Annotated in this window: 22 protein-coding genes and 1 other RNA gene; 18 read left to right on the plus strand and 5 right to left on the minus strand. The window is 70.6% G+C overall.

Annotated features, from left to right (window positions below; genetic code table 11):
* Window positions 1–20: 20 nt before the first annotated feature.
* From efeB to hpf, 6 genes are all read left to right on the plus strand, one after another.
* Window positions 21–1,298 (plus strand): iron uptake transporter deferrochelatase/peroxidase subunit, encoded by a 1,278-nt coding sequence (efeB, locus tag JOD64_RS19170; RefSeq protein WP_204943474.1) that lies wholly within the window; start codon window positions 21–23, stop codon window positions 1,296–1,298.
* 138 nt (window positions 1,299–1,436) lie between these two features.
* Window positions 1,437–2,126: an MtrAB system response regulator MtrA gene (gene mtrA / locus JOD64_RS19175; RefSeq protein ID WP_110564421.1), complete on the plus strand. Its 690-nt coding sequence runs from the start codon at window positions 1,437–1,439 to the stop codon at window positions 2,124–2,126.
* A 123-nt stretch (window positions 2,127–2,249) separates the two neighbouring features.
* Entirely contained in the window at window positions 2,250–3,896 is a 1,647-nt protein-coding gene (mtrB, locus tag JOD64_RS19180; protein WP_239561372.1) for an MtrAB system histidine kinase MtrB, read from the plus strand.
* A complete protein-coding gene (locus JOD64_RS19185; protein ID WP_307813497.1) occupies window positions 3,893–5,710 on the plus strand; it encodes an LpqB family beta-propeller domain-containing protein in 1,818 nt (605 codons plus the stop codon). The genes mtrB and JOD64_RS19185 overlap by 4 nt, the downstream gene beginning before the upstream one ends.
* A 1-nt stretch (window position 5,711) precedes the next feature.
* A complete protein-coding gene (locus tag JOD64_RS19190) occupies window positions 5,712–6,422 on the plus strand; it encodes a ComF family protein (protein WP_372434162.1) in 711 nt (236 codons plus the stop codon).
* Window positions 6,423–6,667: 245 nt separating this feature from the next.
* Window positions 6,668–7,306 (plus strand): ribosome hibernation-promoting factor, HPF/YfiA family, encoded by a 639-nt coding sequence (hpf, locus tag JOD64_RS19195; RefSeq protein ID WP_204943477.1) that lies wholly within the window; start codon window positions 6,668–6,670, stop codon window positions 7,304–7,306.
* A gap of 67 nt (window positions 7,307–7,373) precedes the next feature.
* On the opposite strand, the gene JOD64_RS19200 is transcribed toward hpf, so the two are convergent.
* Together JOD64_RS19200 and JOD64_RS19205 are read right to left on the minus strand one after the other, a co-directional pair.
* Window positions 7,374–8,486: a GNAT family N-acetyltransferase gene (locus JOD64_RS19200; protein WP_204943478.1), complete on the minus strand. Its 1,113-nt coding sequence runs from the start codon at window positions 8,484–8,486 to the stop codon at window positions 7,374–7,376.
* Window positions 8,483–9,634, minus strand: coding sequence for a GNAT family N-acetyltransferase (locus JOD64_RS19205; protein ID WP_204943479.1), 1,152 nt, complete (start codon window positions 9,632–9,634; stop codon window positions 8,483–8,485). The genes JOD64_RS19200 and JOD64_RS19205 overlap by 4 nt, the downstream gene beginning before the upstream one ends.
* A 168-nt stretch (window positions 9,635–9,802) precedes the next feature.
* Between JOD64_RS19205 and secA the strand changes: the two genes are divergently transcribed.
* Window positions 9,803–12,730 carry a preprotein translocase subunit SecA gene (gene secA / locus JOD64_RS19210; RefSeq protein WP_204943480.1) on the plus strand — a complete coding sequence of 976 codons (2,928 nt, stop codon included), beginning with the start codon at window positions 9,803–9,805 and terminating at the stop codon, window positions 12,728–12,730.
* Window positions 12,731–13,118: 388 nt separating this feature from the next.
* Here secA and JOD64_RS19215 read toward each other — a convergent pair whose 3' ends face one another.
* Window positions 13,119–13,709, minus strand: coding sequence for an Rv3235 family protein (locus JOD64_RS19215; protein ID WP_204943481.1), 591 nt, complete (start codon window positions 13,707–13,709; stop codon window positions 13,119–13,121).
* 319 nt (window positions 13,710–14,028) lie between these two features.
* Window positions 14,029–14,256 carry a helix-turn-helix domain-containing protein gene (locus tag JOD64_RS19220; protein ID WP_204943482.1) on the minus strand — a complete coding sequence of 76 codons (228 nt, stop codon included), beginning with the start codon at window positions 14,254–14,256 and terminating at the stop codon, window positions 14,029–14,031.
* A gap of 215 nt (window positions 14,257–14,471) precedes the next feature.
* On the opposite strand from JOD64_RS19220, the gene JOD64_RS19225 reads away from it, so the two are divergent.
* On the plus strand, window positions 14,472–14,981 hold the full coding sequence (locus JOD64_RS19225) for a DUF6912 family protein (protein ID WP_204943483.1): 510 nt from the start codon (window positions 14,472–14,474) through the stop codon (window positions 14,979–14,981).
* Between the two features lie 53 nt (window positions 14,982–15,034).
* On the opposite strand, the gene JOD64_RS19230 is transcribed toward JOD64_RS19225, so the two are convergent.
* Window positions 15,035–16,138: a hypothetical protein gene (locus JOD64_RS19230; RefSeq protein WP_204943484.1), complete on the minus strand. Its 1,104-nt coding sequence runs from the start codon at window positions 16,136–16,138 to the stop codon at window positions 15,035–15,037.
* Between the two features lie 351 nt (window positions 16,139–16,489).
* Between JOD64_RS19230 and pruA the strand changes: the two genes are divergently transcribed.
* From pruA to JOD64_RS19280, 10 genes are all read left to right on the plus strand, one after another.
* Window positions 16,490–18,118 carry an L-glutamate gamma-semialdehyde dehydrogenase gene (pruA, locus tag JOD64_RS19235; protein ID WP_204943485.1) on the plus strand — a complete coding sequence of 543 codons (1,629 nt, stop codon included), beginning with the start codon at window positions 16,490–16,492 and terminating at the stop codon, window positions 18,116–18,118.
* Between the two features lie 175 nt (window positions 18,119–18,293).
* The gene (locus JOD64_RS19240; RefSeq protein WP_091393967.1) at window positions 18,294–18,809 is read left to right on the plus strand and encodes a PadR family transcriptional regulator; all 516 of its coding nucleotides are present in this window, start codon (window positions 18,294–18,296) and stop codon (window positions 18,807–18,809) included.
* Window positions 18,810–18,930: 121 nt separating this feature from the next.
* The gene (prfB, locus tag JOD64_RS19245) at window positions 18,931–20,046 is read left to right on the plus strand and encodes a peptide chain release factor 2 (RefSeq protein WP_204943486.1); all 1,116 of its coding nucleotides are present in this window, start codon (window positions 18,931–18,933) and stop codon (window positions 20,044–20,046) included.
* A gap of 124 nt (window positions 20,047–20,170) precedes the next feature.
* Complete coding sequence (ftsE, locus tag JOD64_RS19250) at window positions 20,171–20,851, plus strand: cell division ATP-binding protein FtsE (protein WP_030331491.1); 681 nt, start codon at window positions 20,171–20,173, stop codon at window positions 20,849–20,851.
* A gap of 67 nt (window positions 20,852–20,918) precedes the next feature.
* Entirely contained in the window at window positions 20,919–21,794 is an 876-nt protein-coding gene (gene ftsX / locus JOD64_RS19255) for a permease-like cell division protein FtsX (protein ID WP_204943487.1), read from the plus strand.
* Between the two features lie 137 nt (window positions 21,795–21,931).
* Window positions 21,932–22,411: an SsrA-binding protein SmpB gene (gene smpB, locus JOD64_RS19260; RefSeq protein WP_204943488.1), complete on the plus strand. Its 480-nt coding sequence runs from the start codon at window positions 21,932–21,934 to the stop codon at window positions 22,409–22,411.
* Between the two features lie 104 nt (window positions 22,412–22,515).
* Window positions 22,516–22,891: a transfer-messenger RNA gene (gene ssrA / locus JOD64_RS19265) on the plus strand.
* A 164-nt stretch (window positions 22,892–23,055) separates the two neighbouring features.
* Window positions 23,056–23,736, plus strand: coding sequence for a hypothetical protein (locus JOD64_RS19270; RefSeq protein ID WP_204943489.1), 681 nt, complete (start codon window positions 23,056–23,058; stop codon window positions 23,734–23,736).
* Window positions 23,737–23,957: 221 nt separating this feature from the next.
* Window positions 23,958–24,473, plus strand: a complete 516-nt coding sequence (locus JOD64_RS19275) for a hypothetical protein (protein WP_204943490.1) — start codon at window positions 23,958–23,960, stop codon at window positions 24,471–24,473.
* A gap of 45 nt (window positions 24,474–24,518) precedes the next feature.
* Entirely contained in the window at window positions 24,519–25,472 is a 954-nt protein-coding gene (locus JOD64_RS19280) for a hypothetical protein (protein ID WP_204943491.1), read from the plus strand.
* The last annotated feature ends 37 nt before the right edge of the window (window positions 25,473–25,509 follow it).

Here is a 25,509-nt window from a genome sequence, read left to right on the forward strand (position 1 = left end):
TTGCAGGGAGAGTCGATTCGATGAGCGGGAGCAGGTTGACCCGCCGGCGGGCGATCACGCTCGCCGGCGCCGGGGTGGCCGGGGTCGCCGGAGTGGCGGCCGGTGCGGGCGCGTTGGTGAACGGCTCCCGTGGCCCGGCCGCGGCGAGTGACCACCCGTCCGGGGCGGTGCCGTTCCACGGTGAACACCAGGCCGGCATCGTCACCCCGGCGCAGGACCGCCTGCACTTCGTCGCCTTCGACGTGATCACCAAGGACCGGTCCCGGCTGGTCGGGCTGCTCGAGGAGTGGACGGCCGCCGCCGCCCGGATGACCGCGGGGCGGGACGCCGGGCTGCTCGGCGCGGTCGGCGGGATGCCGGAGGCCCCACCGGACGACACCGGCGAGGCGCTCGGCCTGCCTCCGTCGCAGCTCACCCTGACGATCGGCTTCGGCCCGACGTTGTTCCGCGACGCCGACGGCAGGGACCGCTTCGGCATCGCCGACCGGCGACCCGCCGCCCTCGCCGAGCTGCCGAAGTTCCCCGGCGACGCCCTGCAGCCGCAGCTCTCCGGCGGCGACCTCTGTGTGCAGGCGTGTGCCAACGATCCGCAGGTCGCGGTCCACGCGATCCGTAACCTGGCCCGGCTCGGCATGGGCGTGGTGAGCGTCCGCTGGTCGCAGCTCGGCTTCGGCCGCACCTCGTCGACCTCCCGCGACCAGGCCACCGCGCGCAACCTCTTCGGGTTCAAGGACGGTACGGCCAACCTCAAGGCCGAGGACACCGCGCTGCTGCGTGACCAGTTGTGGGTGCAGCCAGGAGATGGGCCCGATTGGATGACGGGCGGCTCGTACCTGGTCACCCGCAAGATCCGGATGCTCGTGGAGACCTGGGACAGGACGTCGCTGGCCGAGCAGGAGGAGATCGTCGGCCGGACCAAGGGCAGCGGTGCCCCGCTTGGTCGGACCAACGAGTTCGACGAGCCGGACTTCGCGGCGCGCGGCGCGGACGGCAAGCCGCTGATCGCCGAGCACGCCCACGTGACGCTGGCCCACCCGAGTCGCAACGGCGGCGCCCAGTTGTTGCGTCGGGGTTACAACTTCGTGGATGGCTCGGACGGCCTCGGACGGCTCGACGCGGGCCTTTTCTTCATCGCCTACCAGCGCGATCCGCGCCGCCAGTTCGTGCCGATCCAGACCCAGTTGGCTCGACACGACGTGATGAACGAGTATCTGCGGCATGTCTCCAGCGGCGTGTTCGCCTGCCCACCCGGGGTACCCGACGGCGGGGACCACTGGGGCCGAGCACTCTTCGGCTGATCTGCGTCCGGATGGCGACAGCGGGATCGGCCCAGCCTGCGGTGGCGCCGGGCGGCGCCGAAGGGGGATCATGTGGCAGCTACCGTTTCCGGCAGACGCCGGTCCCACCAAACTGAATGAGGATGCAATATTAATCCCATGAGAGCCCGCGTACTGGTGGTCGACGACGACCCCGCGCTCGCCGAGATGCTCGGCATCGTGCTGCGCAGCGAAGGCTTCCAGCCCTCGTTCGTGGCGGACGGCGAGCGGGCCTTGGCCGCCTTTCGCGACAGCCGCCCCGATATCGTGCTGCTCGACCTGATGCTGCCCGGTATGAGCGGTATCGACGTCGCCCGGTCGATCCGGGCGGAGTCCGGCGTGCCGATCGTCATGCTGACCGCCAAGAGCGACACCGTGGACGTCGTGCTCGGCCTGGAGTCCGGCGCCGACGACTACGTGGTCAAGCCGTTCAAGCCCAAGGAGCTGGTCGCCCGGATGCGGGCCCGACTGCGCCGGGGCGAGGACGTGGCCCCCGAGATGCTGACCATCGGGCCGCCGGACAACCAGATCACCATCGACGTGCCCGCGCACACCGTGAGCCGCAACGACGAGGAGGTGAAACTGACTCCGCTGGAGTTCGACCTGCTGGTCGCGCTCGCCCGTAAGCCGCGTCAGGTCTTCACCCGCGAGGTGCTGCTGGAGCAGGTCTGGGGCTACCGGCACGCGGCCGACACCCGTCTGGTCAACGTGCACGTCCAGCGGTTGCGAGCCAAGATCGAGCCGGACCCGGAGCGACCAGAAATCATCCTCACCGTGCGGGGCGTGGGTTACAAGGCGGGGACCGGATAGCCTGGTCGCACTGTGTCGACCTCGCCGCCCCCACACTCCCCGAGCACGGCTGCCCGCCGGCCCAGCGCCGGCGGGGAGGTCTGGCGTGCGGTGAGCGGCCGGGTCGCCCGGGTGGTGGCCCGGATGCACCAGACCTGGCGCCGCTCCCTGCAGGTTCGGGTCGTGACCATCACGCTGGTCGCGTCCAGCCTGCTGGTCGGCGGTTTCGCGTTCCTGATCGCTGACAAGATCACCACCATCCTGCTCGACAGCGCCCGCAGCGACGTCCGGCAGCGGGTGATCAGCGGTGCCAGCTACACGGCCAAGCAGGTCTCCCTCTATGGCCAGCCGCAGGAGGCGCAGCTCCAGGAAACCATCGACGGCACGGTCAACTACCTGGCCGGCGGCGACCCCCAGCAGACCAGCGGGGTGGTGGTGGCGATCACGGCCGACGGCTATGCCCACGACATCCAGACGCGCACCGCACCCTCCGCCAACGTCCAGCCGCTGATCAGCCCGGAGTTGCGGGCCGCGATCGCCGACGGCAAGGTGGCCAGCCAGATCCGCACCGGCCGGCTCACCGGTGACTCCACCAAATACCTGGTGTACGGCTCGCCGGTGCCCACCCAATTCGGCCAGATCGAGCTCTACTACCTGGTGCCGTTGACCCGGCAGGACGTCACTGCCGGCGACGCCCGAGCCACCGTGGTGGCCACCGGGGTCGCCCTGGTGATCCTGCTCGGGCTGCTCGCGGCGCTGGTCACCCGGCTGGTGGTCAACCCGGTCCGGGTCGCCGCGCGGACCGCCCAGCGACTCTCCGCCGGCCTGCTCGACCAGCGGATGGTGGTCAACGGCGAGGACGACCTGGCCCTGCTCGCCGCGTCGTTCAACCAGATGGCCACCAACCTGCAACGGCAGATCCTGCGCCTGGAGGAGATGTCCCGACTGCAGCGCCGCTTCACCTCCGACGTCTCACACGAGCTGCGCACCCCGCTGACCACGGTCCGGATGGCCGCTGACCTGATCTTCGCTGAGCGCGACGAGTTCGACCCGGCGGTGGCCCGCAGCGCCGAGCTGCTCCAGGCCGAGTTGGACCGGTTCGAGGAGCTGCTCACCGACCTGTTGGAGATCAGCCGGTTCGACGCGGGCTTCGCCATGCTGGACTCCGAGCCGACCGACCTGGTGCCGGTGGTGCATCGGGTGGTCGACCGGCTGGCTGGCCTGGCCGAGCGGGTGGGCGTGCCCATCGAGCTCGACCTGCCGGGCACGCCGGTGATCGCGGAGGTCGACCCGCGCCGGGTCGAGCGGGTGCTGCGCAACCTGGTCGGCAACGCCGTCGAACATGGCGAGGCCCGTCCGGTGCTGATCACCCTCGGCGTTGACGAGACCGCCGTGGCGATCACCGTCCGCGACCGCGGTGTGGGGCTCAAGGTGGGCGAGGAGAAGTTGGTGTTCAACCGCTTCTGGCGGGCGGACCCGTCCCGGGCCCGGCAGACCGGGGGCACCGGGCTGGGGCTGTCGATCAGCCTGGAAGACGCCCGGCTGCACGGCGGCTGGCTGGAGGCGTGGGGTGCTCCCGGGCAGGGCGCACAGTTCCGGCTGACGCTGCCGGCCCGTGCCGGTGACCGATTGACCACCTCGCCGCTGCGGTTGGTGCCGGCCGACGCCGCGCTGCCGTTCGGCGGCCCCCGGGATGGTGGTCCGCTGGCCATCGGGCCCGGCAGCGGCGGTGCACTGGCGATCGACCCGGCTCCGGCCGGGGATGGGCATCGGGCGGAGGTGGGTTCGTGAGACGGTCGACCCGGCTCGGGGCACTCGGCGTGTTGGTGCTGCTGGGCGCCGGCTGCGGCATCCCGGCGGCGTCCGACGTGCGGGTGGACGGCAAGGGCGGAGCCGCGACGGGGGCCGGCGTGGTCAACGGTGGGATCAGTGAGCCACCGACGCGGCCGGCCAGCGGCAGCGACAACGAGGCGTTCGTCCGCAACTTCCTGTCCGCCGCCGCCGGCGAGCCCGATCGGGCGTACGAGCGGGTCAAGGCGTTCGTCGCCCCGGAGCACAAGCACCGCCTGCAGGAGAAGAAGGGCAGCGAGGTCGCGCTGAACGTGGTCCGGCTGCGCGAGGAGGCGGTTTACACCCTCAACAGCGACTCGACCACCACGGTAAAGATCAAAGTGCAACAGATCGGTGTGCTGCGGGCCAACGGCACCCTGGCACCGCCGGTGGCGACCGACACGGAGTACGAGTTCGGGCTCCGCAGCGCGGCGCTCAACGGCGGTGCCAACGATGAGCGTGCCGGGTTGTACATTCTCGACCCACCGAACGTCCTGCTGCTCAGCGACGTCGCCCTTCGTCAGTACTACCAGGCCGAGTCGATCTACTTCTGGAGTTCCGACCGCACCCGCCTCGTGCCCGACCAGCGCTACCGGCCGCAGGCGGTGCCAACCGAGCGCCGGGTCAACGAGGTGGTGAAGTGGCTGGTCGGCGGCCCCTCCGACTGGTTGCGTCCGGGGGTCGTCGGGCTGCCCGACCGCACCGAGCTGATCAATAACGCGACCGGCGGGGACGGCCGGTGGGAAGTCAACCTGGACATGTCCGATGACGACAAGTACGGGATCGACCAGCTGATCACGCAGATCGCCTGGTCGCTGGGCGATCTGCCGGGCGAGCTGGAGTTGAAGATCCGCAACAACGCGCTGCCCGTGCAGGACCTGAACGAGCGACGAGGCTCCGACGAGCTCTACCCGAACGCCGTGAGCCCGCAGCGCTTCGGCGTGTACGAGGGCGCCATCCACCCGCTCGACTTCGGCACCGAACTCAGCGGCGCGGTGCCGCTGGCACCCGAGGCCAACCGCAACATCGTCTCCGCCGACCTGGCGCTGGCCCGCGAGCAGCGGGTCCTCGCCGCGATGGTGGTCACCGGCAGCAGCAGTGGTCGGCACCGACTCGCGGTGGGCACGGGTACCGCACCGGTCTCCGTCATCAGTCGCAGCACCACCGAGTACTCCTCAATGAGCCGGCCGGTCTGGCTGCGTGCGGTCGACTTACGCCCCGGCCGCGGTCTGGTCGTGGCCGACGGGCAGCTCTACCGGTTCGATGAGGCGGCCAAGATGTTCCCGGTGCCACTGAACCTGCCCGCCGACGTCACCGCGGTGGCCGCCGCGCTGGACGGCCAGCGGGTCGCGCTGATCGCTGGCGGCCGGCTCTACGTCGCGGCGGTCAACTCGGATGGCGGCGGCGTCTCCATCGGCCCGCCCAGGCAGCTGGCCACCTCGTTGACCAGCCTCACGGCGGTCGACTGGGGCAGGGAGGATCAACTGGTGGTGGCGGGGTCGGCCGGTCAGCCGGCGATCTACGAGATCAGCGTCGACGGCGCCCTGGAGACACCGCTGAGGACCGACCTCGGTGCCAAGGTCAACCACCTGACGGCGTACCCCACGAACCGCAAAGTGCGGGTGCCCAGCGGGGCCTACATGTACGAGGCGAACGGGGTGGCCTACCGCAGCAGCCCGTTCGAACGGATCGAGCCCGACAGCGTCCGGGGCATCGCACCGGTCCCGGCGGGCGTCCGCCCGAGCAACCCGTCGGCGCCGTTCTTCCTCTACTGACGTGGTGACCGGGCTCTGGGCGGACCTCGCCGACCTGGTACTGCCCGCCGACTGCGCGGGTTGTCGGGAGCGCCGGCCCGGGCTGCGGCACGGGGTCTGCCCCGCCTGCGCCGAAGCGCTCGGCGCGCTGCGCCCACGGTCGGTCCGCCCCACGCCCGCCCCGCCGGGCCTGCCGCCCTGCGTCGCGCTCGGCCCGTACGCCGGGCCGTTGCGGGAGGCGCTACTGGTGTACAAGGAACACGGCCGGCACGGTCTGGCCCGCCCGCTCGGCGCCCTGCTCGCCGAGGTCGTCGCGGCGGCGGTCGGCGTGGCTCGCCCCCTGGCGCTGGTGCCGGTCCCGGACACCGCGGCGGCGGCCCGGTCTCGTTACGGGGACCACCTGGACCGGCTGGCTCGGCACTGCGCCGCCCGGCTCAACCGGGGCGGCTGGGCGGTGCGAGTGCACCGTCCGCTGCGTGCGCTGCCCCGCCCCGACTCGGTCACCCTGGACAGCGCCGGGCGGGCGGCGGCGGCCGAGGCCGCTTTCCGGCCGCGCTCCGCAGCGCCGATTCGGGGTCGTGCCGCAGGCGCGATGCCGGTCGTGGTGCTGCTCGACGACATCGTCACCACAGGCGTCACCCTGGCGGCCGCGACCCGGGTGCTGACCGCGACCGGCTGGGCACCGGGTGTCGCCGCAGTGCTCGCGGCGACCGAGAAAAGACACCTTTCGTAACCGACCGTGTTTCCGTTTCACCCATTGGTGTACGAGCTGCGAAAAATCCTGGGCGGTCTCGGCAACATGGGGTGACTGCCAGCCAAACAGGCGTTAGCGTTTCGTTGTCGGGGGTAGGAGGTCGTTCCACCCGCCCCTGGCGGTGAGAGGAGGCGTAGCCGTACCAACCGGTCGACGCCAGCGGGTCTCCCCACGGCGCGCGACCGGGTTGCCGGATCGAAGACCGTCCGAACAAGGGAGGTCACGTGGACATCGTGGTCAAGGGTCGAAACGTCGAAGTGCCCGACCATTACCGGGTGCACGTAGCTGAGAAACTCGCAAAGATCGAACGTTACGATCACAAACTTATTCGTGTCGATGTAGAACTGTTTCACGAGCGCAATCCGCGCCAGGCCGACCACTGCCAGCGGGTGGAGATCACCTGCGTTTCCCGGGGCCCGGTGATGCGGGCCGAGGCCTGCACAAACGACTTCTACAGCGCGCTCGACGCGGCCATCGCGAAGCTCGACACCCGCCTGCGCCGGGCGGCCGACCGCCGCCGCGTACACCGGGGTCGGCACGCGCCGATCTCCGTCGCCGAGGCGACCGCGGGCCTGCCGGTCGCGGACCTGGTCGCCGCCCCGCTGAGCGCGTCGGTTGACGGTGCCCGGGCCGGCACCGCCGTGGCGGAACGGGTCGAAGAGGAGTACGACGACCAGCAACCGTGGCACATCGCCCGGGAGAAGGTGCACCCGGCGGAGCCGATGACGGTCGACGACGCGCTGTTCGAGATGGAACTGGTCGGCCACGACTTCTACCTGTTCCAGGACAAGGAATCCGGCCGCCCGAGTGTCGTCTACCGCCGCCACGCGTACGACTACGGCATCATCTCCCTCGCCACCTGACCGGTAGCCGACCCGCGTCGATCATGGAGTTGTGGTGGGGACGAACCCGCCACAACTCCATGATCCGTCAGCGCAGTTCGTCCGGCAGCAGCGCGAAGGTCAGGTCGTCGAGGCGGGCGCCGGCCAACCCCGGCAGACGGCCGCGCTGCAGGGCCTCACGCTGGAAGCCGACCCGCTCCAACACCCGATGCGAGGCGGTGTTCTCCGGCACGGTGCCGGCGGTCAGCCGGGCCATACCAGCCGGCCCAAACGCCCAGCCAGCGAGCAGCCGGACCGCGCGGGTGGCGTACCCCCGACCCCGCCAGTCCGGAAGCAGCGCGTAGCCGATCGAGCCCTCGCCGCTGCTCACCTCCGTGTACGACAACCCGCAACTGCCCGCCACCTCACCGGTGGCCACGTCGATGATCAACAGCCGGGCGATCTGGCCGGTCAGCCAGGCGCTCTCCGCGAGCCGGCAGCGCCGCTCGATCGCCTCCCGCGCCGGCGGCACCGGCGGCGCCTGGTTCGCCACCACCTCGGGCCGGCTGTGCAGCCGGTACATCACATCCGCGTCGTCCGGCGCGAGCCGACGCAGGGCCACCACCTGATCGGTGAGCACCCCGTCGGGCAGGTCGGGCAGCAGTCGCGCGACCGGGCCGGGCGGATCCTCGGCGAGGCGTACCCAGGACAGCAGGTCGTGCCGGCCCCCGTCGCGGTGCGCTCCGGCGGACCGGCGTGCCCCTTCGTGTCGGAAGCCGGCGGCCAGCGCGACCCGCTGGCTGGGGGTGTTCTCCGCGTGGGTGAGCAACTCCAGCCGGACGGTCCCGGCGGCGAACGCGTGCTCGCTGAGCGCGCGGGTCGCCCCGGCGGCGACCCCGCGTCCCCGCGCCGCCGGCCGCACCCAGTAGCCGATCTCGGCCTGACGCCGGTCGGGTACCGGGTTGCTCAGCCCCACCGTGCCAAGCAGCCGGTCGGTGGTCGGGTCCGCGACGGCGTACGCCGCGCCGCCGCCGGTCCAGACCGCCGGGGCGGCGGTGTCGATCCACCAGCAGGCGTCAACCTCGGTGTACGGGGATGGCAGACCCGAGATGAACCGCTGCGCGAGTGGGTCCGCGCAGCCGTCGACGATGTCGGCGACATCCTCGGGCCGGAACGGGCGTAACCGGACCCCGTGAGCCTCGACGATCTCGTCCGGGGTCATCCCAGGTCCTTCGCGAGCAGCGCGGCCACCCACGCGTCGACCCGTTCGCCCCGGTGCTGCACCCCGCCCCGGGCGGTCCCCTCGAACGTGAAGCCCGCCTTCTCCGCCACCCGGCGGGAGGCGGTGTTGCCCACGTTCGCCTTCCATTCGATCCGGGCCAGGCCCAGCGTGGCGCAGCCCCAGGTGCTGAGCGCGACAAGCGCGGCCGGCATGTACCCCCGGCCACGGGCTGCCGGGGCGGTCATGAAGCCGACGTCGGCCAGCAGGGCGTCGGCGGGGGAGAGCCGCAGGTCGATCGTGCCCGCGTACCTGTCGTCCGGGTCGGCGACCACGAAGCAGGCGGCCTCGCCCCGAGCCCAGGCGTCCTGGCTGTAGACCTGGAACCCCTGTGCGTCGGCCTGCTCGTACGGGTCCGGCACTGTCGTCCAGCGGATGGTCTCCGGGTCCCGGCAGGTCTGCACCACGGCGTCCAGATCCTGCTCCTCCATCGGCCGTACCCGCAGCTCACCGGCCCCGGCGGTGGCGAACAGGGTGGGCTGTGGGCGGCCGAAGACCGCGGCACGCCGGGCGGCGAGGGTGCCGGGACCGGCCGGCCCGGTCGCCCCGGGGGCGGGCACCTCGCCGGGCAGCAGCGAGCCGATCCAGCCGTCCGCGTCGGACCGCGTCGCCGGGTTGGCCAGCCGCAGCCGGCCGTCGATCCGGAAACCGGCCCGGAGGGCGACCAACCGGGAGGCGTGGTTGCCCACCTCGGCCTGCCAGATCAGCCGACGCAGCCCGAGGGTGTCGAAGGACCAGCGGGCAACCGCCCGGGTGGCCCGGACCATCACGCCCCGGCCGCGCGCCCAGGGGGCGGTCCAGTAACCGATCTCGCCGGTGCCGTCCCGTTCGATGGAGACCAACCCGCACGAGCCGAGCAGCTCACCTGTCGCGGGGTCGCAGACCGCGAACGGCGCCCCGGTGCCCTCCGCCCAGGCCGTCCCGCTCATCTCGGTGACGAAGCCGAGCGCGTGTTCGGGCCGGTATGGGCGCGGCACGGTGGTCCAGCGCTGAATGTCCGGATCCTGGCACGCCCGGTGCACGGCGTCGGCGTCGGTGCCACGCCAGGGCCGCAGCAGCACGCCGTCCTCGATGATCTCCACGGGCTCCACCCGTGCATCGTGCCGCACCGTTCGCCGACGGCGTAACCGGATAACGTTCAGGGGGTGCGCAGGACGCGAATTATGTCGGGTTCGGCGGGGTCGACCACCGCCACCAGTGACCATCGCGCCGATGGAGCGCCTACGATGGTTCGAGACTGTCTAGGGGAGCGTTGATCCGTGTCGATTCTGGAAAAGGTCCTTAACGCGGGCGAGGGCCGCATGGTGCGCCGGCTCAAGGCCATCGCCGCCGCCGTCACCTCGATCGAGGACGACTACGTCAACCTCACCGACGAGGAGCTGGCCGGCATGACCGAGCAGTTCCGAGAGCGGCTCGCCGACGGGGAAACCCTCGACGACCTGCTGCCGGAGGCGTTCGCGGTGGCCCGCGAGGCGGCCGCCCGGGTGCTCGGCCAGCGGCCGTACGACGTCCAGGTGATGGGCGGCGCGGCGCTGCACTTCGGCAACATCGCCGAGATGAAGACCGGTGAGGGCAAGACGCTGACCTCGGTCATGGCCGTCTACCTCAACGCGCTGTCCGGCAAGGGCGTGCACGTGATCACGGTCAACGACTACCTCGCCCAGCGTGACGCGGCGTGGATGGGTCGGGTGCACGAGTTCCTCGGGCTGACCGTCGGCGTGGTGCTGCCCAACCGGCCGGCCACCGAGCACAAGGCCGCCTACGAGTGCGACATCACCTACGGCACCAACAACGAGTTCGGCTTCGACTACCTGCGCGACAACATGGCCTGGTCGAAAGACGAGCTGGTGCAGCGCGGCCACAACTTCGCCGTGGTCGACGAGGTCGACTCCATCCTGATCGACGAGGCCCGCACCCCGCTGATCATCTCCGGCCCGGCCGAGCACTCGGCCCGCTGGTACGGCGAGTTCGCCGGCGTGGTGGCCCGGCTCCAGCCCGGCACCGACGGTGAGGGCGATTACGAGGTCGACCACTCCAAGCGCACCATCGCGGTGACCGAGCGGGGTGTCGCCAAGGTCGAGGACCGACTCGGCATCGACAACCTGTACGAGTCGGTCAACACGCCGCTGGTCGGCTACCTCAACAACGCCATCAAGGCCAAGGAGCTCTACAAGCGCGACAAGGACTACATCGTCAGCGACGGTGAGGTCCTGATCGTCGACGAGTTCACCGGTCGCATCCTGCACGGCCGCCGCTACAACGAGGGCATGCACCAGGCGATCGAGGCCAAGGAGGGGGTGGAGATCAAGCAGGAGAACCAGACTCTTGCCACCATCACCCTCCAGAACTACTTCCGCCTCTACGAGAAGCTGTCCGGCATGACCGGTACGGCGCAGACCGAGGCGAGCGAGTTCAACAAGGTCTACAAGGTCGGCGTCGTGACGATTCCGACCCACCGCCCGATGGTCCGCGAGGACCGGCCGGACGTCATCTACAAGACGGAGAAGGCCAAGTTCAACGCCGTCATCGAGGACATCGCCGAGCGGCACCAGATGGGCCAGCCGGTGCTGGTCGGCACCGTCTCGGTGGAAAACTCCGAGATCCTCTCCCAGTTGCTTCGCCGGCGTGGCATCCCGCACAACGTGCTGAACGCCAAGTTCCACGCGCGGGAGGCCGAAATCGTCGCCCAGGCGGGGCGTAAGGGCGCCGTCACGGTGGCCACCAACATGGCCGGCCGAGGCACCGACATCCTGCTCGGTGGCAACGCCGAGTTCCTCGCCGCGAACGACCTGCGCCAGCGCGGCCTCGACCCGCTGGAAAACGAGGAGGAGTACGCCAAGGCGATGGAGGAGGCCCTTCCCACGTGGAAGCAGGCCTGCGACGCCGAGGCCGACGAGGTCGCGGCCGCCGGTGGCCTCTACGTGCTGGGCACCGAGCGGCACGAGTCCCGGCGCATCGACAACCAGCTGCGCGGTCGCGCCGGCCGGCAGGGTGACCCGGGTGAGTCCCGGTTCTACCTGTCCCTGCAGGACGAGCTGATGCGGCGCTTCCGGGCCGGGGCGGTCGAAGCGGTGATGGAGCGCTTCAACATCCCGGAAGACGTGCCCATCGAGTCGAAGATGGTCACCCGGCAGATCAAGAGCGCCCAGGCCCAGATCGAGGGCCAGAACGCCGAGATCCGCAAGAACGTGCTCAAGTACGACGAGGTGCTCAACAAGCAGCGCCAGGTCGTCTACGCCGAGCGGCTCCGGGTGCTCAACGGCGAGGACCTCTCCGACCAGGTGCGCAACATGATCGACGACACCGTCGAGGCGTACGTGCGGGGCGCCACCTCCGAGGGTTACGGCGAGGACTGGGACCTCGATCAGCTCTGGTCCAACCTCAAGCAGCTCTACCCGGTCGGCGTGACGATCGAGGAGTTGGAGGAGGATGCCGGCGGCTCGCGGGCCGGCATGGACGCCGACTTCCTCGTCGCCCGCCTCAAGGACGACGCGAACGCCGCGTACGACCGGCGTGAGGAGCAGCTCGGCACCGAGGGGGTGCGCCAACTCGAGCGGATGGTGCTGCTCCAGGTCATCGACCGTAAGTGGCGCGAGCACCTCTACGAGATGGACTACCTCCAGGAGGGCATCAACCTTCGGGCGTACGCCCAGCGTGACCCGGTGGTGGAATACCAGCGCGAGGGCTTCGACATGTTCGCCACGATGATGGACGGCATCAAGGAGGAGACCGTCGGTTTCCTCTACAACGTCGACGTCCAGGTGACCGAACCGGAGCCGGAGGCGGGGTCGGACGAGGTCACGCTGCTCGACAAGCCGGTGGAGATCCGGGCCAAGGGCCTCAACCGCGCTCCGCAGCGGCAGGCCCTGCAATACTCCGCTCCCACCATCGACGGTGAAGCCAGCCCCGGCGAGGTCGCCGTCGAGCAGGCCGGGCAGCAGGCCCCGGCGCTCGGCGTGGGCCGACCGGCCCCGGGTGCCCCGGCGGCACCAGGCCAGACTGCGCCGTCCGCCCCGCAGCGGCCGGCCTCCGGGCTACGCGGCCCGGCGGTCCCGTCGGTGGCCTCCCGACGGCCGGCACCGAACCAGGCCGAGGCGAGCAACGGCCCGTCCCGCAACGCGCCGTGCCCGTGTGGCTCGGGCCGCAAGTACAAGCGCTGCCACGGAGCCCCCAACGGCGGCAACTGACCAACAGCAGCACTGACCAACGGGTCCCGGCCGATCAGGCCGGGGCCCGTCGGCGTCTCCAGCCCTCACACGTCGATCCAGCCGGGCTGGCCGAGGTCGCGCCGGCTGGATCGCGGGTGGCTGGGGTCGCGCGTGGCGGGGCCCGTGCGTGGCCGGGGGTTGCGCGTGGCGGGGACCGCGCGTGGCTTGAGGCCGAGCTTTTGCTTGGGCGTGCGTGGCTGGGCCCGTGCGTGGCGGGGCCCCGCCTGGCTGCGGGCCTTGCGTGGCTGGGACCGTGCGTGGCTTGGGGGCCGCGCCTGGCTGGGGGCCGTGTTGGCTGGGGGCTTTGCCGAGGTCGCGCGTAGCTGGGGCCGCGCGTGGATCCGGGCCGCGCGTGGCTCGGGCTTGGTCAGAGGACGTGCAGGGCGGTGCAGAGCCAGCGGCCCCGGCGATGCTCCAAGCGGAGCGCCATCGCCCAGCTCTGACCGCCCGCGCCGGTGAGGACGGCCGCCGCCTCCACCGCGGCCTCCCGGGGCTCGCAGACCCGCAGGCGGAGTAGCCGGACCATTGGTCGGCTGGCGCGGCGGCGAGGTACCGCGGCCCGCCCGGACGCGCGGGCCAGCTCGGTCAGAAGGTCACTTGCCCGGGCCGGGTCGAGCAGGGCCCGCACCTGTGCTGGCGAACGGTAGCCGTTCACCACCTCCAGGCAACTGCCGACGAACCGATGGGCGGCTCGGGTGGCTTCCGGGGCGGTCGCTGGCGGTATCGGCGTGACCGGGTGCGTGGTCGACCGGCTGGACACCGGGCGAAGAGCGGCCCGGCGCTCCGGCGGCCGGACCGGTTCCGGCCGGGTCGAGGCGAACAGATCGAGAGCGAGCTGACCGTGTGTCGGTGCCGGCCAGTACGCCTCGTCGGTCTCGTCGACGTATGGCGGGTCAATGGGCGGGACGGGGCGCAGTCGCACGGGTGGCCGGGAAGGACCGGGTCGCGCCTCGCTCATCGTTCCCCCTTGATCTTGCGTTTGCTTTCGTTTGCCTCCGACGAACTCGATTCTGGGCGACAAAGCGGCCCCGGTCAATGGCTCAACCCCGGAATGCCCCCCTTCCGCGGCTTGATCCACTCCATTTCGCCGATATGGCGGTATCCGGACCGGCTCGACACCGCAACTTCGGCGACATGGAGTGGATCAAGCCGAGGGGTGCGGTGGCATCGGGTGGATCACGCGGAGAGGTGCGCCGATGCGGGTGGATCACGCGAAGGGTGCGGCTGGGCATGGCACGCAGGCAGGCAAGCTGGGCTGGCCGGGCTCGGCGTCCGGTCTACTCTGGATCGCGATCGACCAGCGGATTGTGCTGGACCCAGTCCGCTGTTTCGTCGTACTTGCGCGCTATGTACTCTTCCAAGCGCGCACGCTCGACGCGCCACTGGCCGCGCCCACCGATCTTGATCGCCGGCAGTTCGCCGCTGCGCACCATGTGGTAGACCTGCGAATCCGACACGTTCAGCTCGGCGGCGACGTCGGAGAGCAGCAGGAACCTCGGCTCCACAGGAACTCCCGGGGTTGGGGTCGTTTGCTTCAGTTTGCCACCGACAGCCCCGACCGCCCAGCATCCGGGCGGGCCGGCGGCCTGCCGACCTCCCGAGACACACCGGTCGGGAACTTCCACCGGCCGGAGCCGGGGTGTATGACGGTCACGGCGTGCGGCATGATCTGCGCCCGTGCCGGCGGACGCCGGTGGAGGACGAGGCGGGGAGACGACCGGTGACCGACGAGCTTGTCCGGGTGTACGTGCCGGCGACCGTACCGATGCTGGCCCGACTGCGTGAGGAGGGGCTGGCCGCCGACGAGGCCCATGCGGTGACCCCGGCGCTGCGCGAGTGGTACGCCGAGGGCGACGAGGAGGAGTTGGAGTACGTCGCGTTCACCCGGGCCGCCCAGGACGCGCTGAACCTGCTCCGGGCCGACCCGACCGCTCCCCGCCGCCGCGTCGTCGTCTCGGCCGACCTGCCGGCGAGCGCGCTCGGGCGGGGTGACGGTGAGTTGGGTTCCAGCACGGTGACGTTGGCCGACGCCGTGCCGGTGGGTGCCGTCGCGGCCATCCACGTGGACGGCGCGGACGCGGTCGAGGAGGTCGCCGCGGCGGCCGAAGTGGTGGCCGAGGCTGCCGCCGGCGACCCCGATGCCCAGTTCACCGTTGATGGCGCCGAGGACCACGAGCTGGAGTGGTACGACGTGTCGGAGCTGGACCTGCTGCTACGCGCAGCCAGCTGAACCACAGGCCACACCACCACGCGTACGCCAGCGGGCAACAGCCCCGCCCGACGTCAGCGGGCCGGGTCCGCCTTGGCCGGGTCCGGGTCGAAGGCCTCGGCCGGGTCGAACGTCTCGGCCGGGTCGGGCTCGTCGTCCTCGGGGGCGACCCGGTCCGTGCCGGTGTCCGAGTCGTCGGCCGGTTCGTCGTCGCTGCGGGTCGCCGGGCCGAGCGTGCGGCCGAAGGCGATCAGCGCGGTCAGCGCCCCCACGAAGAGCACCCAGATGCCGTTGTCCACCCGTGAGCTGCCCAGCGAGGTCTGCGCCACGGCGTCCGCTTCGCTGAGTGCGCTGGCCAGATCGAGCAGCGACCGACCGCCGATCCGGATGATCACCTCGGCGAGCAGGAGAAGCAGCCCCGGCCCGGCACCGGCGAGCAGGTATGCCGGCCAGCGCAGCGCTGGGGTCTCGGGATCACGGCGAACGGCCCGACGCCGTGCCCAGGTCAGGTAGCCGTATGCGAGCAGCCCGGCGAGCAGCCCGGCGACGAGCGATTCGGTACGCGACACCCACTTGGCGGCGTTGATCACCGACTCTTGGCTGTCGCCGGCTCCGAAGAGGTTGAACAGCGGGTCCCGGGCGCGGCTGAACGCGACCACGAAGAGCAGTGTGCCCAGCGCGGCGGTCACCACCGCACCGACCGCCGGGGCGGTCCGCGCGCCGGCCACCGCGCCACCGATGATTGCCGCGGCGGCCGTGGTGCCGGCGATCACGTTGGTGGTCGAGGTGTCGAAGTAGGTGAGGTTGATGGCCAGTGCGGCCGCCAACCCGACCAGCATTCCGCCGCCGATGGCACCGGCGAAGCGCAGGGTGGCCCAGTCGCCGTACCGGCGGGCCAGCAGGTTGCCGCCGGCCAGCGCGACGGCCGCCCCACACACCAGAGCGGCCGAGATCACGCCGGGCAGGGCGAACGCGGAGAGACTGATCGCGGTGACCCCGGCCGCCGCCGAGTTGATGGCCTCCCGGGTGGACCAGAGCATGGCGGTCAGCCACCCGAGCGCCAGCAGCGCGAGCACCGCCGCGCCGGGAGCGGGCAGCGGCCGGCTGCTGGGGCTGGCCACGTCGGCCGCCGGCTCGTGCGACTCCGCGGCCGGGACGCGGCCGGGCTGCTTGGTCATCGTCTCCCCTTCGAGGCGGCAGGTCACCGACCATTCAGGGTACGCGGGCCCGCTGGGCTCCCCGCCGCCCCGGGACGGCCGAACGGGGTACGTCCCGGCGAGGCTCTCCGGCGGGGCGGCTGCCCGGAGCAGGGGCGGGCACCGGATCGAGCCCGGTCGGTAAGGGGAGGAGGGGTGGGCCGGTCCTTGGTTGAAGGCGGTGGCCGAGGTGGGGCGTGCAGCCCTTCATGGGACAATTACCGGAGGTCCCGCCGCTGCTCGGCCCTCCGGTGCGGTGTCCGGTGTCCGGCCGTCCGGTCGGTGCCCGCGGGTCCGGTTTCGCCACTGCTGTCGAGATCGCCAGGAGCCCTGATGGATGCCGTCTTCTCCGTTCCCGAGCCGCGCAACGAGCCGGTTCGCAACTACGAGCCGGGCAGCCCCGACCGGGACCGGCTCCAGCGGCGGCTGACCGAGCTCGCCGCCGAGCGCATCGACCTGCCGATGACCATCGGCGGTGAGCAGCGGATGGCCGCCGGTGACCCGATCAATGTGGTGCAGCCGCACCGGCACGCGCACGTGCTGGGGGTGACCGCGCACGCCACCCACGACGACGCCCGGGCCGCGATCAAGGCCGCCAAGGACGCCGCCCCGATGTGGCGGGCGCTGCCCTTCGAGGAGCGCGCCGCGATCTTCCTGCGCGCCGCCGAGCTGCTCGCCGGTCCCTGGCGCGACACCCTCAACGCCGCCACCATGCTCGGCCAGTCGAAGACCGCGATCCAGGCGGAGATCGACTCGGCGTGCGAGTTCATCGACTTCCTCCGGTTCAACGTGCACTTCGCCCGCCGCCTGCTCGAGGAGCAGCCGGCGTCCTCGCCGGGCGTCTGGAACCGTTTCGACCACCGCCCACTGGAGGGCTTCGTCTACGCGGTCACCCCGTTCAACTTCACCGCGATCGCCGGCAACCTGCCGTCGGCGCCGGCTCTGCTGGGCAACACGGTGATCTGGAAGCCGGGCCCGACCCAGCAGTTCGCCGCGCACTTCACCATGCGGCTGTTCGAGGCCGCCGGCCTGCCGCCCGGCGTGATCAACATGGTCACCGGCCGGGGCGAAGAGGTCTCCGACGTCGTGCTCGCGGACCCGGATCTGGCCGGCATCCACTTCACCGGTTCGACCAAGGTCTTCCAGCAGTTGTGGCGGACCGTCGGCGACAACATCGCCCGCTACCGGGGCTACCCGCGCCTGGTCGGCGAGACCGGCGGCAAGGACTTCGTGGTCGCGCACACCAGCGCCGACGTGGACGCCCTGCACACCGCCCTGATCCGTGGCGCTTTCGAGTACCAGGGCCAGAAGTGCTCGGCGGCTTCGCGGGCGTACGTGCCGCGCTCGATCTGGGAGGGTGGGCTGCGGGACCGGCTGGCCGCCACCACCGACTCGCTGACCTACGGCGACGTCACCGACTTCAGCAACTTCGGCGGCGCCGTGATCGACGACAAGGCGTTCGCCCGGCACACCGCCGCGCTGGAGCTGATCAACGGCGATGACACCTGCCGGGTGCTGGCCGGTGGCACCGCCGACGACTCGGTCGGCTACTTCGTCCGGCCGACGATCTTCGAGTGCTCCGACGCCGCCCACGAGACCTTCACCACCGAGTACTTCGGGCCGATCCTGGGCGTGCACGTGTTCGACGACGCCCGCTTCGACGACGTGGTGACGCAGGCCGAGTCGATCGCGCCGTACGCGCTCACCGGGTCGATCTTCGCCACCGACCGCCGGGTGATCGACGCCGTCGGCGAGCGGATGCGGTACGCGGCCGGCAACTTCTACATCAACGACAAGCCGACCGGCGCGGTGGTCGGGCAGCAGCCGTTCGGCGGTGCCCGGGCCAGCGGCACCAACGACAAGGCCGGTTCCTGGCTGAACCTGGTCCGCTGGGTGTCGCCGCGCACGATCAAGGAGACCTTCGTGCCGCCGACCGACCACACGTACCCCCACATGGGCTGAGCGGCGACGACCCGCCGGCGGCACGCGTGGCGCCGCCGGCGGTCGGCCGAATGGGTTAACCCATTGATAGTCCTCAACGGACAGTCTGCCGCCGACAGTGCACTTAGGAAGTCCTGTTGGGTGGCAAACTGGCAAATCCTGGACGCCGGGTGCGCAAAGTGGCAGCGTAGTGGGCATGGCGGATTCCGGAGTCAACCCTACGGCGGCGGCCCTGCTCGGCCTCCTCCATGAGGGCCCGATGACAGGCGGCCAGTTGATGGCCGCCGCTGAGCGCCGTCTGGCGCCGTACTGGTCGATGACCCGCAGTCAGGTCTACCGCGAGTTGCCGGTGCTGGCTGAGCGGGGTTTCGTGCGGCTCGGTAAGCCCGGGCCGCGGATGAGCCAGCCGTACGCACTCACCGCCAGCGGGAAGAGGACCTTCTCCCGCTGGCTGGCCGAGAACCCGGGGCGGGACACCATCCGCAATCCGATAGCGCTGCGGATGGCCTTCGGCAACCTGCACTCCGCCAGCCAACTGAAGGGCCTGTACGCCTCGGCCAACGAATACCACACCGAGGCGCTCGCCCAGGTCCGGGAGCAGGTGAAGAACGCCAAACGGGACGGGGAGACGTACGACGCCAGCGCGCTGGAGTTCGCCGTCGCCTACCACCGTGCGGCGCTGTCGTGGTTGAAGTCCGCCCCCGTCGGGTGATGATCGGCGGGTTCCCGCAGACGGAACGAGCTGCTCGGCCCACGGTGGCGCAGCGTCAATTTGGCGTCGGCCCGCGGGGCTCGCAAGCTCGCTCCTCGCCCGCGCAGTACGCTTATCTGTCGTGACCGCTGCCGATTACGCCGAACAGCTCAAGGAACTCGACGCGACCCTGCGAAACATCGAGGCCGTCCTCAACCTCGACCGGCTCCACGAGGACAAGGCCCGCCTTGAGCAGGAGGCTTCTGCCCCCGACCTGTGGGACGACCAGGCCAAGGCTCAGCAGGTGACCTCGCAGCTGTCGTACGTCAACGGCGAGATCAGCAAGCTGGGCAGCCTGCGCTCCGGCCTCGACGACGCCCAGGTGCTGCTGGAGCTGGCCGAGGCGGAGGCCGACCCGGGCGTGCTGACCGAGGTCGAGTCGGAGATCACCGGGCTGACGAAGGCCATCCAGGAGATGGAGGTCCGCACCCTGCTCTCCGGCGAGTACGACTCCCGGGAGGCGCTGGTCGCCATCCGGGCCGGCGCCGGTGGCGTGGACGCGGCGGACTTCGCCGAGATGCTGCTGCGGATGTACCTGCGCTGGGCCGAGCGGCACGGCTACCCGACCGAGGTCTACGAGACCTCCTACGCCGAAGAGGCGGGCCTGAAGTCGGCCACCTTCGCGGTCAAGGTGCCCTACGCGTACGGCACGCTCAGCGTCGAGTCGGGCACCCACCGGTTGGTCCGGATCAGCCCGTTCGACAACCAGGGCCGCCGGCAGACCAGCTTCGCGGGCGTCGAGGTCCTGCCGGTCACCGAGCAGACCGACCACATCGACATCCCCGAGAACGAGGTACGGGTCGACGTCTACCGCTCCTCCGGCCCCGGTGGGCAGAGCGTCAACACCACCGACTCGGCGGTCCGACTGACCCACATCCCGACCGGCATCGTGGTCACCTGCCAGAACGAGAAGTCCCAGCTGCAGAACAAGGCCTCCGCGCTGCGGGTGCTCCAGGCCCGACTGTTGGAGCGCAAGCGCCAGGAGGAACAGGCCAAGCTGGAGGGGCTCAAGGAGAACGCCGCCGGTTCGTGGGGCGACCAGATGCGCTCCTACGTCCTGCACCCGTATCAGATGGTGAAGGATCTCCGAACCGAGCAGGAGACCGGCAATCCGAGCGCGGTGTTCGACGGCGATCTGGACGGTTTCATCGAAGCCGGGATCCGTTGGCGCAAGCAGCGGCAACTCGCCAACGACTGAGCGTGACGACTCGCGGGCGGAACGCTTCGTCGATCTCCAGGTAGAGGCGTGATTCGACGACTCGCGCCGGTTCGGCGGGGCGTGGGGCTTGGCTCAGTTGTTACACCGCGTAGACTCACCACCCGTGATTCAGCTTGAGCAAGTGACGAAGACGTACCCGAAGGCGTCCCGGCCTTCGCTCGACAACGTGTCCGTCTCGATCGAGAAGGGCGAGTTCGTCTTCTTCATCGGTCCATCCGGCTCCGGCAAGTCCACGATCATCAAAATGCTGCTGCACGAGGTTGCCCCCAACAAGGGGCGCGTCGTCGTCAACGGCAAGGACGTCACGTCGATGCGCTCCTGGAAGCGACCCCACTTCCGGCGCTCCATCGGCTGTGTCTTCCAGGACTTCCGGCTGCTGCCGAACCGCACCGCCTACGAGAACGTGGCGTTCGCCCTCGAGGTGATCGGCAAGACCAAGGCGGTTGCCCGCCGGGTCGTGCCGGAGGTGTTGGAGCTGGTCGGGCTCGGTGGCAAGGAGCACCGCTACCCGCATGAGCTCTCCGGTGGTGAGCAGCAGCGGGTCGCCGTCGCCCGGGCGTTCGTGAACCGTCCGCTGATCCTGCTGGCGGACGAGCCGACCGGAAACCTGGACCCGGACACCTCGATCGAGATCATGCGCCTGCTGGACCGGATCAACCGCACCGGCACGACCGTCGTGATGGTCACCCACGACTCCAACATCGTTAACCAGATGCGCCGCCGCGTCGTCGAGATCGAGAGCGGTCGGATCGTGCGTGACCAGGCCCGCGGCGTCTACGGGTGAGCCCCCGCTCCGCCCCTGCGCAGCCTGACGACGAACACTTCATGCCGGAGACCCGGAGGAAATCCCGATGCGCGTGAAATACGTCCTGTCCGAGGTACTGGTCGGACTGTGGCGCAACGTGACCATGTCCATCGCGATGATCATCACGATGGCGGTCTCGCTGACCATGCTCGGCGCCAGCGGTCTGATGTACCGCCAGGTCGACGACATGAAGGACCTCTACTACAAGAACATCCAAGTCTCGATCTTCCTCAAGACCGACGTCACCGATGAGCAGCGCGAGCAGGTGAACTCGAAGCTCGAGGTCGACCCGTTGATCAGCGACGTCATCTACGTCGACAAGGCCGAGGCGTACAAGCGGTTCCAGGAGATGTTCCAGGACGCGCCGGATCTGATCAGCGCCGTCAAGGAGGACAGCCTCCCGCCGTCGTTCCGGATCAAGCTGAAGAACCCGGAGCAGTACAAGAACATCTACGACCAGTACAAGAACACCGAGGGCGTCGACGAGATCGTCGACCAGAGCAAGCTGCTGGACAAGATCTTCAACATCCTCACCGCGATCCAGAACATCGCGCTGGCTGCCGCCATCGTGATGGCGGTCGCCGCCCTGCTGCTCGTCGCGAACACCATTCAGGTCGCCGCGTACAGCAAGCGACGTGAGGTCGCGGTCATGAAGCTCGTCGGCGCGTCGAACTGGTTCATCCAGGCGCCGTTCGTGCTGGAGGCCGTGGTCGCGGGTCTGATCGGTTCACTGCTCGGCCTGGTCGCACTGATCGCGGCGAAATATCTGCTCTTCGACGGGTCACTCAAGGCCCTGGAGGGGCTGCTGTCGCCGATCAGCTGGGGCGACATCATGTTCATCTTCCCGCTGATGGCGGGCGTCGGCGGCCTGATCAGCGCCGCCACCGCCTGGATCACCCTCCGGTTCTACCTGCGGGTCTAGCTGTTTCGTCGCTGACCTGAGGACCCTCCCGCCCGGAAATAAACGGCGCGGGAGGGTCCTTGTCATTCGGGTAGCATGATCCGTTGTCCGGCCGGGGTGAGCCCGGCCCACGGACGTCCGGAGAGGGGGTGGCACCGATGCCACGGGAAAAGGGGCGCAAGGTGGTCGCCTCCAACAAGAAGGCGCGCCACGACTACGCGATCCTCGACACGTACGAGGCGGGCATGGCGCTGACCGGCACCGAGGTCAAGTCGTTGCGGGCCGGGCGGGCGTCGCTGGTCGACGCGTTTGCCCAGGAGCGTGACGGCGAGTTGTATCTGCACGCCATGCACATCCCGGAGTACACCCAGGGCACCTGGACCAACCACGAGCCGCGGCGTACCCGCAAGTTGCTCCTCAATCGGGGAGAGATCGACCGGCTGCTCGGCAAGACCCGCGAGGGCGGTTTGACCATCGTCCCGTTGCAGGTCTACTTCTCCGACGGCTGGGCCAAGGTCGAGATCGCCCTGGCGAAGGGCAAGAAGTCGTACGACAAGCGTCAGGACCTCGCCAAGCGGGACGCGGACCGGGAGATCGCCCGGGTGTCCGGTCGGCGCGGCAAGGGAATGGACGACTAGTTCGTCCCGTTTGTCCGGGTCGGTTCGCCGACCCGGGGCTCGGGATGAAAGTGGTTGCGGCAGGCGTTAGTCTTGTCAGTGCCGCCACATCGGCGGCCTGTCGAGGGGGTGACTGGTTTCGACTTCGTACGCAGCGACAGGGGAAGCGAGCCGAGGAAGCCGACGTCGTCTCGAGAATCGATCGTCGGAAACTTATAAGCGCCAAGAACACTCGCGCTGACTTCGCTCTCGCCGCCTGAGGCGAGTAGCTAAGTCTGTCGGCCTGGGAACGCCTTCGTCCCAGTAGCCGGCATCAGCTAGAAGGCTGGCCAATCGGACCCGGTCGCGGGGTCCGTGCGGCGAGATTAATCAGCGACTGGGCCCGTCACACCAACTTGCTCGCGTGAGCGGTGGGGCCGAGTAGAGGCACAGCGAGCTGCGCTCGGAGAAGCCCTGACAAACCGGCGAAGGACCCGGGTTCGATTCCCGGCACCTCCACCACCTCGAAGCGAAGCGCCCCGGCCCACCAGCCGGGGCGCTTCGCTGTGTGTGGACTGCGGTGCCTGACGTGCCTGACCGTGTCGCTGGCCGGTCCTGCCGGGTGAGGGAGTGGGCTTGCCAGCCGCCGCAGACGGCGATTCGGCCGCCTCGCCTACGCTGCACCCGTGACGAACCAGGAGCTGCGACTGTCGGTCGGTGCCTCGCCCGGTCAGCGCACGATGGCAGTGCTGGTCGGGGTCTTCATCGCGGCCGTCGGTGCGGCATTCGTGGTGCTACCGCTGATCGCCGCCGGCCTGCTGGACCGGCTGGCCGGCCCTGGTGACCCGTTCGCCTCCTATGAGGAGGCTCGCGACCTGCCGCCGGGAATGCTGCCGCCCGCGCTGCAGGACTCCGGCGGTGGCGGGGGCGAGGCCGGGCCCAGTGTGTTCATCGGGCTGTGCGGCCTGCCGTTCGTCCTGCTCGGCATCTACCTCGTGCTTCGGGTGCTCCGCACGGCCGCCTCGTTGGACGGTAGCCGGGCGCGGGTCCGGGGCGCGATCGGTACCCGCAGCGTCGACCTCGCCACCGCTCGGATCGACGCTGGCGCGGTGTCGTATCGCGACGAGCGGGACGACTCCCCGGCGGGTGGTCAGCGGGTGCCGACCATCATCGCTACCGACCGGGAGAGTGGGCGGCGCGTCACCATCCCGCTGCGTGGCATGGGGCTGGGCAGCCTGCCCCCGTCCGAGCTGCGAGCGCTGGCCGACGCGATCACGACGGGCCGGCCGGTCGACGGCCGGGACGGCGACGCGCACGCCGTCGCCAACCAACTGCGCCGTCTGGCGGAGCACCCCCCGGTCGGCTGAGCGGGGCCGCCGCACGGCGGAGCGGCCCACTGGGCGACGAACGCGGCCGTGTGGGGCTCCCGGCCGGTCACGATGACGTACCGCGTGTTGAGTCGTTCCAGTGGGGCCTGCGGGGTGATTGGGGCCAATGGGGCAGATGAGCCGCTCGCCGGCTCTGGACAGGGCGGCTGGGCGGGGCTCACCATCGCGGTATGGGGTAGCAGAGCAGCGCGGGAGGTGCCATGGTCGCCGGTCCGGTCCAGCAGCCGTCACTCGTCGCCCGGCCGTCCGCCGCGCACCCGCACCCGGCCGGGCTTCCGGCCGATCCGCACCCCATCGGTTTGCCCGGTCAGCCGCGCCCGGCCGGGCTCGCCGGTGACGTGCACGCGTTCGGCCGGGCCGTCGCCGTGGCCACCACCGAGCCGCACTGGCGCGAAGAGGTCCTGCTCCGGCTGCGTCCGGTGGGGCAGGGGTTCACCGAGCACGTTCGGGTCACCGAAGGCCCCACCGGCCTCTACCGGGAGTTGCTCACCCAGTCGCCGCGGCTGGACCACGGGGTGCGGTTGCTGACCCGGGAGCACTCGGCGATCATCGCCGCGATTCTCGCCGTGCAGCGGGTCGCCGAGCAGCCCGAGGTCAACCCCGACGAGGTGCGGCACCGGGCCGGGAACCTGCTCCGGAGGTTGGCCCGGCACCGGCGGCGCGGTGCCGACCTGCTCTGGGAGGCGTACCAGATGGATCTGGGCGGCGAGACCTGAGCGTCGACCGGGAACCGGGGGGTCGACGAACGCGTCGAACCGTACATGCGTCGACCGTTTCTGCTGCTCGTACTCCCGTTGCTGCTCGGGGCGGGCTGTGCCCCGAACGGCGCAGAGCCGGCTGACGGGCCCAGCGGCGGGTCACACCACACCGAGGCGTTCGACCAGCGGGCCACCGAGGTCGCCGAGGCGTGGCGGCCCGGCCCCGACTGGCGCGCCGGCTATGTCCCGTTGGAGGGGCCGACCCTGCTCACCGATGACCCCCGTTTCACCCCGGACACCGAGGCTGCCTTCCGCGCCGGGTGGTACCGCGAGCAGGTGCCGATCCCGCCCACCCGGGTCGGTGGCGAGATCCGATTCCCAGACGGCCGGCTGACGTTGCCGCTGGTCAGCGCGGCCGAGGCGTACCGGCAGCTCGACCAGGGTGATCCGTTGCCCTGTCCGGGGCGACCGAAGCGACCCGGCCGGCCGAGCCCCGGTGGCCCCACCCTCGAACCGGGGCCGGACGGGTGGGCCACCAGCACGACGCAGACCGCCTGCCTCTCGCTCACCGTCACCGGGGTCACGTACGGCACCGTGCCGGTCCAGACCAGCCGGGGTGCGGCGCAGGTCCCGGCCTGGCTGTTCACTGTCAAGGAACTGGCCACCCCGGTGGCCCGGCTCGCCGTCGCCGCGACGGCCGTCACGCCGGTCCCCGAGCCCTCCGCCCCGGCCCGGCCTCTGCCGGACGGGCTGGTGGCCGCCCAGGACCTCGCAGCGGTCGACGATGCCCGGTTGACCGTGCGGCTCGGCGTCGGCGCCTGCGACACCGGAATCACGCCGCTGGTGTGGGAACGCCCAAACGTCGTGGTGGTCGGCGGCAGCGTCACCCGGGCCACCGGGCCCTGCCCGGCCGTGCTCAAACTGGAACCCGTCACCGTCACCCTCGCGGCACCGCTGGGCGCCCGGCCGGTCCTGGACATCTTCACCGGTGCCCCGCTCTCGATCGCCCCGCGCTGACCGGCCGGCCCACAGCTCAGAAGCCGGCTCAGAGGCG

Origin of the sequence: Micromonospora luteifusca, assembly GCF_016907275.1 — a bacterium.
GTDB lineage: Bacteria > Actinomycetota > Actinomycetes > Mycobacteriales > Micromonosporaceae > Micromonospora > Micromonospora luteifusca.

Bases quoted from the DNA above. Each gene is read 5' to 3' on its own strand.
- pruA (WP_204943485.1), top strand. From the start codon at position 16,490: ATGGATGCCGTCTTCTCCGTTCCCGAGCCGCGCAACGAGCCGGTTCGC.
- ftsX (WP_204943487.1), top strand. From the start codon at position 20,919: ATGCGCGTGAAATACGTCCTGTCCGAGGTACTGGTCGGACTGTGGCGC.
- JOD64_RS19215 (WP_204943481.1), bottom strand. From the start codon at position 13,709: ATGAGCGAGGCGCGACCCGGTCCTTCCCGGCCACCCGTGCGACTGCGC.
- smpB (WP_204943488.1), top strand. From the start codon at position 21,932: ATGCCACGGGAAAAGGGGCGCAAGGTGGTCGCCTCCAACAAGAAGGCG.
- JOD64_RS19275 (WP_204943490.1), top strand. From the start codon at position 23,958: ATGGTCGCCGGTCCGGTCCAGCAGCCGTCACTCGTCGCCCGGCCGTCC.
- JOD64_RS19200 (WP_204943478.1), bottom strand. From the start codon at position 8,486: ATGACCCCGGACGAGATCGTCGAGGCTCACGGGGTCCGGTTACGCCCG.
- JOD64_RS19240 (WP_091393967.1), top strand. From the start codon at position 18,294: ATGGCGGATTCCGGAGTCAACCCTACGGCGGCGGCCCTGCTCGGCCTC.
- efeB (WP_204943474.1), top strand. From the start codon at position 21: ATGAGCGGGAGCAGGTTGACCCGCCGGCGGGCGATCACGCTCGCCGGC.
- JOD64_RS19280 (WP_204943491.1), top strand. From the start codon at position 24,519: ATGCGTCGACCGTTTCTGCTGCTCGTACTCCCGTTGCTGCTCGGGGCG.
- JOD64_RS19230 (WP_204943484.1), bottom strand. From the start codon at position 16,138: ATGACCAAGCAGCCCGGCCGCGTCCCGGCCGCGGAGTCGCACGAGCCG.
- mtrA (WP_110564421.1), top strand. From the start codon at position 1,437: ATGAGAGCCCGCGTACTGGTGGTCGACGACGACCCCGCGCTCGCCGAG.
- mtrB (WP_239561372.1), top strand. From the start codon at position 2,250: ATGCACCAGACCTGGCGCCGCTCCCTGCAGGTTCGGGTCGTGACCATC.